The organism is Gemmiger formicilis (assembly GCF_024462815.1).
Taxonomy (GTDB): Bacteria; Bacillota; Clostridia; order Oscillospirales; family Ruminococcaceae; genus Gemmiger.
The window spans coordinates 1-8,909 of record NZ_JANGCG010000034.1 but is presented as its reverse complement, the minus strand read 5'-3'; the positions used below and the strand labels follow the sequence as shown (position 1 = coordinate 8,909).

The window sequence follows — 8,909 nt, the reverse complement described above, 5'->3', positions numbered from 1 at the left end:
GGCATCACCACCTTTCCTCTTGGCGCAATCCTCACGCGGTGATGAGGTCGAGGATTTCTTTGGCGAACGTAATCACCAGCCCACCGGCCAGCGTCAGGAAACCTTGGCTGCGCTGGCTGGGGTCGTGGCTCTGCAACGACAGGCCGACCTGCACGATGCCCCACCCCAGCAGGATAAGACCTACGGCGCGGATCAGCGAAAAGATGAATGTGGAGAGATTTTCGACCACTACCAGCGGGTCACTGGCGGCAAAGGCGGGCAGCGCAAAAACAATGCCGCACACCAGCACGGCGTACAGCATGAACAGGCTGCGAGAAATTTTTACGGATTTTTTGTTGTTATTCAGCTTCATTTGGGCCTCCTGATTCTTTGTATGGTTGGCTTCATTTCTGCGGCTTCGGCGGGCAGAAAATCGTCCATATCCAGCAGTTCGTAATTTTCGGGTGCACCGGGCAGATCGTCCCGCGCGTTGTCGGCGGCGGTGTAGTCGTAAGGGGCTGCGCCGCCGTCCTCGGTGCAGCGGATGTTGGGATGCTTGAGCAGATTGTATTTGTAGTCCACCACCGGACACTCCCCTCGGATGAACAAGATACACTTGCTGTTGTCCAGCAGCCGCACCTCGTCCGGGGTCATAAGGTCGCGCCCGGATTGCTGGTGATTGATGCTGTAACTGCCGCTGCGGCCTTTGCTTTGGTTGTAGCTGGTGGTGGAGATAGTCTCCTTGCCCAGCAGTTCCGAAACGTACTTGTGGGTTTCTTTCTCGGTGCCGCCAAGGTAGAGAAACTCATCGCACAGGCCAACCAGCGATTCCCAATCGTCCTTGTACATGGCCTTTAGCTGCGCCATGTTCTGCACGATGATGGAGCAGAAAATAGCGCGGGAACGCATGGTGGCAAGGGCAGACAAAAAGGTGTCTTTTGGCAAGGAAATATTGGCGTACTCGTCCATAAGGCAATGCACCGGCACAGGCAAGCGTCCTTTGTGTACGCGGTCCGCTTGACGGTACAGCGTCTGGATTAGCTGGGTATAAATCATACCGACAAGATAATTCAGCGACTTGTCCGAGTCCGGGATGCAGCAGAACAGCGCGATTTTGCGCTCGCCCAATTCCTGCAAATGCAGCTCGTCCGTCATGGTCAGCTTGGCGATGGACGGCAGATTGAACGCGGCAAGGCGCACACCTACACTTACCAAAATCGACTTCGCCGTTTTGCCCGCCGCTTGCTTGAAAATGCGGTACTGCTTACAGGCGATGCTGTCGGGTTCGCGCATTTCCAAGCGCTCGAACAAGATGTCCAGCGGGGATTGGTAGTTGTCATCATCCTCGTGGACTTCTGCGGCTGCGATCATCTCCATCACCATCGAGAAGTTTTGTTCTTCGGGCGGAGCTTCGTGCAGCAGGTATAGCATGAGGGCTTGGAGCAGGGCGGTTTCGGACTTTTCCCAGAAGGGGTCGCTGCTTTTTGAATGTGATGGTGTTGTGTTCTGAATCAGATTTTCAATCAAGGTCAGCACTTCACGGTCATCATGTACATACACAAACGGGTTATAACAGAACGATGCAGCGGGATTTATAAGGTCAAAAACAAGTACCTCATAGCCCTTCTGCTTCAACAAATTGCCGGTTTTACGCAAAATTTCCGACTTAGGGTCAGTGATTACCATAGAGCAGGCACATTCCAGCACATTCGGCACACCGTAGGTGCGCGTCTTGCCTGCGCCGGAGCCGCCGACAATGAGGATGTTGGTGTTGTGCTTATGTTTGTAGCCATCTATCCCGATGTGAAAGTGTTGGGTCAGCAGCAGATTCGGTCCTCGCTTGTCCATGTAGAACTTGTTTAACCGGAACACGTCACCCCAAGCCGCCGAGCCATGCTCCGCGCCGGGGCGGGTGTTCTTCTGATCCGTCACGGCCACGATAACTGCTACCGCATAAGCCACCGTGAACACAAGCAAAAAGCGTGGGCTGTCTTGACTCCACGCCAACGCAAACGGCTCTGCCAGTGCGCTGTTCAGCGCATCCAGCAGAGCCGTTATCTTCATGCCCGGCTGCCAGCGGCAAGCCACCGCCAGCGCTGCCCACCATACAACGGGCAGCGGCAGCAGCCAGACCCACCAAGGATTCTTTCTTCCCGGCGTGGTGGGCTACCTTTCTTCACCGCGATAGGGCGGGCGCTTTGTACGCTCAGCATCCCATGCCTGACGCTTTCTCCACAACTTCGGCAAAACTACGGAAAAGTCCTGCGGCATACGTTCCGCCTTGATTTGCGGCAGATTTGCAAACAAATCGCTTTGCAGCGTTTCCCATGCAACCTTATCCGGCATATTTTGAGTATAGAATTCGTTGTAGCTGTACGCCAGCCCACTGGTATCTATGTAGTGCTTGACTTCCGTTCGCAGCATTTGTCGTTCCCATTCGGTTTCCGGCGCACGGTGGGGTACAAGCTGTTCCTGCATAATTGCCTGATGTAAATCGGCAGACGATTTCAGCAGAGCCGGATACTTTCGGAATAACTTGGCGGCAATTCCTTCCTTTTCAAAATAGGTGTGCAGCTTCTGCCCCGCGTAGGCATACCACGCCACATTCCCGCATCCCATCCACTCAGTATCTCGGAACGGAATGTTGAGCGCCGCAAGGTTATCGGGGTCAATCAGCGCCTGCCGATAAGCATCGTACCCCTGCATAATCAGCCAGTTACGGAAATCGGTAAATCTGTCATCCGAACTGCCGTCATTGATGATGCAGGCCGCCGCGACCATTCTGGGAAAGTTGGCTTTATTGCGATAACTTTGCCATGCGCAATCAAAGCCGAGCAGTTCATCCTGCGGCAATTTGATGAGTTCCGTGTAAAGGAACTGTTTCACGGACGCTTCATCCTGCATATCCGCTTTGGCGCGGACTCGGTCAATGATCGACCAGAATTTTTCCCATGTCATAGCCGGATTCACCAGATAAACAGCGGCGTGTGGGCGTACAGCAGTCGGGTCAGCGCGTCATCCACGGCATCAGTGTAGCCGCCCTCTGCCAAGCGTTGGGTGCGCAGTTGGTTGAGGGCTGCTTTTGCCAGCCGATACTCTGCCGCTGACAGCGTCAGCTTGCCGCCTGCGGGCAGATCGTTCACTCTCAGGATGAGCCGTCCGGTCACCTCGGTGCTGCCGCCGTTGGCACGCTGGCCGTAGTAGACATCGCCCAGCGCCCGGAGCAGGATGCTTTTGTTAGCACGGTCAAGTTTGACTTTACGTTCTGTCATTGTTTTTGCACCTCCTATCGCCAACATACCATAGAACCGCCGCAATAGCTATCTGCCATTTGAAAACAAACAGAAAACATTTACAGCACCTTTTCTTTGCGCCGGATTTTTACCGGCAGCTTGGGCATACGGTCTTTGGGTGCCTCTGCTCGGTTTCGCAGATAGGCGGTAATATCCTGCAGTTCCATGCGGATGCTGGGGCGCTCACCCTTGGCCCGAAGCTGATCGGCGCGCGGCGACGGCGAGTTTGCAAAAGATTTGCTGCTGTCGGAGAAAGGCTCGGACGGACTGGCGTTCTCCGAGCCCTGCGGAAAAACCATGTTGAACTGTTCCTCGTCTGCGCCGACCTCAAAATCTACCGCACCGTCCTCGGTCTGAACGCGCTCGGTTTCCGGAGCGGTTTCACCACGCTCCTGCTGCACAGTGTCGATAAGTTCTGCCGTGCCGGTGTCCACAATAGCCAGTTGCAGCTTATCGATGATGCGGTTGGCTTTGGAGGCATCATCCTGTAAAATGGCGATCTCAATGTGATTGAGGTCCATTTTGTCGCGGATAGGACAGAACAGCAGCCCATGCGCTTTGGCAGCGCGGGCAAAATCATGCATACGGTCTTTGTCTACCGTGAAAAATTTCAGCGGCTTCTGCTCTTTCAGCAAACGGATTAGGTGCGTTTTGCCGTGGGTCTTTTTGCTGTCGTGCAGCACTGCCTGTGCGAAAATAAAGAAGTTTTTCGCAGCGGTGCCGGAGATACGCAGAGCAAACTCTGCACCCTCCAGCGAGTAGCGGACGACCTGGTCTGCGGGTTCAGAGCCGTAATTCATCTGGCATCACCGGCCTTTTCTTTGGGCGAGGGCAAGCGGCTGAACGAGTCCACGCCGGGGATGAGGGCAAGACTGCGCCCGCAGTCCCAATTCATGTGGATTTGTCCGGCATCATCGATGAAATCAACGGTTCCCATAGAGACGGGAGGCACGGCCATCTCATCTTTCATACAGCTGAGTTGCAGCCGCGTACCGGGCGGGTACTTGCGGCGCAGATGTTCGATGCAGTCTTTGTTGGGGTATTTCATAGGCATTTTCCTTTCCAAATTATAGTGTCAAATCAATGTTGGGGCGGTGGTCACGCGCACGTTCCTGTTCTTGTTTTTGCTGTTCAGCGCGGTCACGGCGGGCTTCGGTGAGGTGTTGCTGCACCTCCAGGGAGTGCTCTGCGATTTTGCGGCAGAGCCGTTCCTCTTGGCGAAGCTGTTTTAGGGCGGTGTTGACCGATTCATGCTGCGATTGTAAATCATCGGTTTTTGGCAGTTGCTTACGCTTTGTCAGCAACTGCCCAATTTCTGTTTGCAGGGCTTGTCGGTAGGTTTCCAGCTGTGCCAGCGTGTCAATGTTGTTCTTAGATAAAAACTCCATCTGCCGGATGCGCTGGTCTAACTTGTAGGCATCCTGCCGAACAGCATAACTTGGACGGCTCGGCTTGCGGGGGAGTGCGCCCAATTCGTATAGATAGCGATAATACAAGGCCCGCAGCCCGGTCAGCTTGCGGCGGGCCTTCTTCCCGCTGTGCAGACGGCCATGTTGGATTGTTGGTGGATTTTCCACATAAGGGTGGTAGCTTTGTGGATACAGGATGCGCGTCTGGATTGCTTCTGGCGTGTACCGCTTGCCCAGCGTTTTGAATCGAACAAAGCGCTCCTTTCCGGGTGGGCGCAGGACGGGATACTTGCGTCCCATGCGGACCTCATACCCTTTGCGTTCCAGCGCGTTAAGAAACTGCCGCCATGTAAGGCTTTGTTGAATCGCTTCGTCCACATCCTGTCGGATGGCGGTGCGCCATGTGGGGTGGTTATTTTTCTCCGCCAGCCATTCGGCGTAGGGCTTTGCCACATGATGGGAGTTTTCGGTGTCGATGACCGACAACTTATATTTCCGGCAAAGTTCATCTGACACTGCGCGGATTTCCATCACATAGCTTTTATAGTTGCTGCGATACTTTTTGCCATCCACACAACTGACCGAGTTCCAGACAATATGCGAATGAATGTGGTCAGTGTTCAAATGCGTGCCGATGACATATTCATACCGTCCGCCCAGCACACGGTCTGCCAGTTCCTTTGCGATTTGGTGCGCAAGTTCGGGTGTGACCTCGCCTGCAGCAAAACTCTGTACAAGGTGGTATCCCTGCACACCGCCCGACTTGTGCCAGCGTTCCTTGGTTTGCCGCATATCGGTAAAGGCGGTTTCCAGCGTGCAGGCATACGAGCTTTCAAAGCAGGATTGCTCTGTTTTGTCGCGGTTGGCGGCATAGTCGAGGGCGTCCTGTAAGGATACCGCCGTGGTCTTTTCTTTGTTCATCACATACTTCACCGCCCGATCCAGACGGCGGACAGGGATCACGGATGTGTAAGCCATATTTCATAGAGCCTCTTAGTAGTTTTCTTTTATCTCACGCCAGACTTCCTTGGCGATGCGCATCATCTCGTCCACGCTTTGCTGCCCCGCCACGCCCGTGCTGTTGGCGCGATGCGCAAGCTGGTTTGCGTTGTTGCACAAACCGGAAATTTGCCGCACAAGTTCCGCATGGTGTGTGCAGAGGCGCGGATGGATTTCCTTGCCTAAGATAAGGGAGCGCAGGTATTCCTCGCGGGATAATCCACTTGTTTCGACCTGTTCACAAAGATGGCGGTACTCGCGCTCGTTCAGCCGCAGCGGAATAACATGGCCGCGTCTGCGCATATCGGGGGTTTGGGGATCACCTCAAAAGTGCGTTTGGATATCCAAACGCTATGCTAGCCAAACACGACACCCCGCAAAACGGTTCATGACACAAGGTCGTCGCCCTCCGAAACGGCTTTCTTCAAACCGTCCAAGGTTGTGACAATACGGTTGTATTTCTGCGCCAAACCGATTTGAGCGTTGGTGGTTGCATCCTGATTCCGGCTGCAGACCACCAGCATCGGGCAGCGCAGCAGCTTATCCCGCACAATGGCGGTGTATTCGCTGCGTTCCACGGCATCTTCCAGCACCAAATACTGGCTGTCCTGCAATTTGGGGCATACCGGCAGGTAGCCCAGCAGGTACACCTCGCGGCAATAGTTGCGCAGGTGTTTGGAGGTTGCGCCCTCGCTGGCGCAGATAAAAGCCCAAGGTCGTTTCATTTTCGTGGTTCCTTTCTGAATTTCGGGAGTGAATCAGATTTGATTCACTTTTCGGTTTTTCTTGCAAAATAGTGAATCAGTTCTGATTCACTTCGGATTCAAGGGCAGTTTTCAGCCGTTCAGTGCTGCGGCGGAAGTAGGCGTCCGACATTTCGATGCCGACAGCCTCATAGCCTTCCTGCACAGCGGCCAGCACGGTGGTGCCCGCCCCGGCAAAGGGGTCAAGGATGCGCCCGCCCGGTTCGCAGATCTGCACCATATCCCGCATGAGCTGCAAGGGCTTTTCGGTGACATGGATGCGGTTCTGCGGGTTCGGGTAACGGAACACGCCCGGCAGACACCCAACATTTCTCTCAAGCGGCATTTTGCCGTTGGACCCCCACACAATGTACTCGGACTGCTGGCGGAAGCGTCCTTTCTGCGGGCGACTGGCGACTTTATCCCACACCGCCACGCCACGCCAGGTCCAGCCAGCCCACTGCAGGGCCAGCGTCATGGCGGGCAGCTGCCGCCAATCGATGAACAGACAAACAGGCGCGCCGGGCTTGGCAATGCGGCGGGCATCCTGCAGCCATGCCGCCGTCCAGAACATCCAACTCAGCTGATCCATCTGGTCGCTGTCAAAGTCGGGTAGCGCCTTTTCCTTGCTCATGCTGCTGTACTTTTCGTTGGTGCTGCGGTTCTTGGTGGTCTGGCTGCTGCCGCCGCTGGCATAGGGCGGGTCGGTGATGATGGCATCGAAGCTGTTCGGCACAAACTGGCGGAGGATCTGCAAAGAATCCCCATGCAGGATCGACCAGCGGTCACCGCCGCAGTGTTCGGGCATCCGGAAATCAGGGGTGAGAATGTTGAGCGTTTCGGGAGTGTTCGTCAAAGGCATCTTCCTTTCGTTTTAGCGTTCATTTTCGTGGTGTTTTGTTTCTTTTGATGTGGTGACTTCCGGCCTTTGGGCAGGCACAACACTGACAGTATCATCTTTCAGGACAAAGCAATCCGCCGTGGTATTGTAAAGTTTTACACCCGGCAGCACCACGGCACCGCCCTGACATACTACATTGCCGGTGAGTTCTCCATAGACACGGGCGTTGCCGCCAATCATGGGCGCACAGCGCGTTTGTTCATCGCTGTTTAAGATTGCGCTGCCACAAATGCAGCTATTGCCGGAAATATATCCGCCGCAAACAATGGCATTGTCCTGCACTACGGCATGGTCAGCGATAACCGCGTTGTTTCCGACATAGGCGGAGTCCCTTGCCACGGCGGAATCCGCAAGTATTGCATCTCCGCCGATGTACGAATCCTCGCAGGCAATGGCATCTTTGCCAATCCATGCAAAGCCCTCTTGGTCGAGATTATCCTCGGTTTCGACAAAGCCGCCCAAATCACCTTTGTGAACATCTGTACCCACATCGGTCAGCGCCCGGATGCGGTGCAGTTTCGGGTTGTCCGGGTGGGCAATGTCGGTGATTTCGTATTTCTTCATCTGGCATCACCCCGGTCACGCTTGGGCGCGGGCGTGGGCGACAGTTCGGTTTCCACATACTCGGAAACGATGTTGAGCGCTTTCTGGTAGCTGTCGCAGGACATAACGCGGTCACGCATTTCTTTGGCTTTGTCACCTTGCCCGCTGCTTTTCAGCAGCCGGGATGCGCGCCCCATAATGGCGAAAATGTTGCCGTCCTGCCCAATCAGCTGCATCTTGGGCTTCTTGGGACGGTTCAGCAGTTTTTTGAACTCTGTCATATCCGGCACATCGCGTTTCAGTTCAAAATCGTGATCCTGCCAGAAATGGACATACAGCTTGCCGTCACCAACATCGATTTCCCGCTGCTCAAAGCCCTCGCCCCAGCCGTCGCTGTACTGACCGGAAATATATGCGCAGAACACGGCCTGTTCCTCGGCGGTAAGCGGTGCGTCCGTATCGACCCACAGGGAGCCGACCAGTTCACCGTTCACCTCGTCCACCGTGGGAACGGCGCGGACGACCTTGCGGCGGACGGAATCGTCCTCACGGTAATATCGCATCAGGTCGCCGTAAAAATCTTTGACATCCTCGTAGATGGCATCGCGGATAACATCGCGGTAGCCGGTCAGTTCCTTGCTGGTGTAAGGGATACCCTCGTATTCGCTGTAGTCATCGCCCAAATCCTCGGTATCGTTCGGGAAAAAGTCTGCGGTCAAGGGAGAATAAAATTTCATCTGCAAATTGCTTCACCTCAGTTTCTGCCGTACAGATCATGGCTGATTTGCGCGGCATAGTAGTTTTCTATCGTCAGCGGCGCGTTGTAGAGCGCCGTCAGTAAGTATTGCTTGATGTTTCGGATGCGGGGCGGGTTGTCTTTCAGGCAGTCCAGAACATACTGGATGTGCGGAGCCTCCAGCTTCAAGAATCTTGAACGCACCACCTCTGCGGGCATATTTTCGCCAGCGATACGGATAGCCGCCCGTCTGGAACAAACCACATCCAGCATCAACTCCACCAGTTCATCCAATCGCATCGTATC

The 8,909-nt window shown here is 54.8% G+C and carries 13 protein-coding genes; all 13 read right to left on the bottom strand.

The features are described from left to right. Positions 1 to 31 precede the first annotated feature (31 nt). Positions 32 to 301, bottom strand: a complete 270-nt coding sequence (locus tag NE623_RS14275) for a glutamyl-tRNA amidotransferase (protein WP_270444915.1) — start codon at positions 299 to 301, stop codon at positions 32 to 34. A gap of 47 nt (positions 302 to 348) precedes the next feature. Beyond that, positions 349 to 2,043 carry a VirD4-like conjugal transfer protein, CD1115 family gene (locus NE623_RS14270; RefSeq protein WP_256273471.1) on the bottom strand — a complete coding sequence of 565 codons (1,695 nt, stop codon included), beginning with the start codon at positions 2,041 to 2,043 and terminating at the stop codon, positions 349 to 351. A 102-nt stretch (positions 2,044 to 2,145) separates the two neighbouring features. After that, positions 2,146 to 2,937, bottom strand: a complete 792-nt coding sequence (locus tag NE623_RS14265; protein ID WP_256273470.1) for a DUF4240 domain-containing protein — start codon at positions 2,935 to 2,937, stop codon at positions 2,146 to 2,148. 8 nt (positions 2,938 to 2,945) lie between these two features. Beyond that, positions 2,946 to 3,251 carry a hypothetical protein gene (locus tag NE623_RS14260; protein ID WP_256273469.1) on the bottom strand — a complete coding sequence of 102 codons (306 nt, stop codon included), beginning with the start codon at positions 3,249 to 3,251 and terminating at the stop codon, positions 2,946 to 2,948. An 80-nt stretch (positions 3,252 to 3,331) separates the two neighbouring features. Next, positions 3,332 to 4,072 carry a DUF3801 domain-containing protein gene (locus tag NE623_RS14255; protein ID WP_256273468.1) on the bottom strand — a complete coding sequence of 247 codons (741 nt, stop codon included), beginning with the start codon at positions 4,070 to 4,072 and terminating at the stop codon, positions 3,332 to 3,334. Beyond that, positions 4,069 to 4,320 (bottom strand): DUF4314 domain-containing protein, encoded by a 252-nt coding sequence (locus NE623_RS14250; RefSeq protein WP_256273467.1) that lies wholly within the window; start codon positions 4,318 to 4,320, stop codon positions 4,069 to 4,071. The genes NE623_RS14255 and NE623_RS14250 overlap by 4 nt, the downstream gene beginning before the upstream one ends. A 19-nt stretch (positions 4,321 to 4,339) precedes the next feature. After that, on the bottom strand, positions 4,340 to 5,659 hold the full coding sequence (locus NE623_RS14245) for a relaxase/mobilization nuclease domain-containing protein (protein WP_256273466.1): 1,320 nt from the start codon (positions 5,657 to 5,659) through the stop codon (positions 4,340 to 4,342). Between the two features lie 15 nt (positions 5,660 to 5,674). Next, the gene (locus NE623_RS14240; protein ID WP_256273465.1) at positions 5,675 to 5,983 is read right to left on the bottom strand and encodes a MobC family plasmid mobilization relaxosome protein; all 309 of its coding nucleotides are present in this window, start codon (positions 5,981 to 5,983) and stop codon (positions 5,675 to 5,677) included. An 83-nt stretch (positions 5,984 to 6,066) separates the two neighbouring features. Beyond that, entirely contained in the window at positions 6,067 to 6,405 is a 339-nt protein-coding gene (locus tag NE623_RS14235) for a hypothetical protein (RefSeq protein WP_078785318.1), read from the bottom strand. A gap of 76 nt (positions 6,406 to 6,481) precedes the next feature. After that, complete coding sequence (locus NE623_RS14230; RefSeq protein WP_442490243.1) at positions 6,482 to 7,231, bottom strand: DNA-methyltransferase; 750 nt, start codon at positions 7,229 to 7,231, stop codon at positions 6,482 to 6,484. A 66-nt stretch (positions 7,232 to 7,297) separates the two neighbouring features. Continuing rightward, on the bottom strand, positions 7,298 to 7,888 hold the full coding sequence (locus NE623_RS14225) for a hypothetical protein (RefSeq protein WP_256273463.1): 591 nt from the start codon (positions 7,886 to 7,888) through the stop codon (positions 7,298 to 7,300). Then, on the bottom strand, positions 7,885 to 8,604 hold the full coding sequence (locus NE623_RS14220) for a hypothetical protein (protein ID WP_256273462.1): 720 nt from the start codon (positions 8,602 to 8,604) through the stop codon (positions 7,885 to 7,887). The genes NE623_RS14225 and NE623_RS14220 overlap by 4 nt, the downstream gene beginning before the upstream one ends. A 17-nt stretch (positions 8,605 to 8,621) precedes the next feature. Continuing rightward, on the bottom strand, positions 8,622 to 8,909 hold a 288-nt coding region (locus NE623_RS14215), incomplete at its 5' end, for a DUF6017 domain-containing protein (RefSeq protein WP_256273461.1).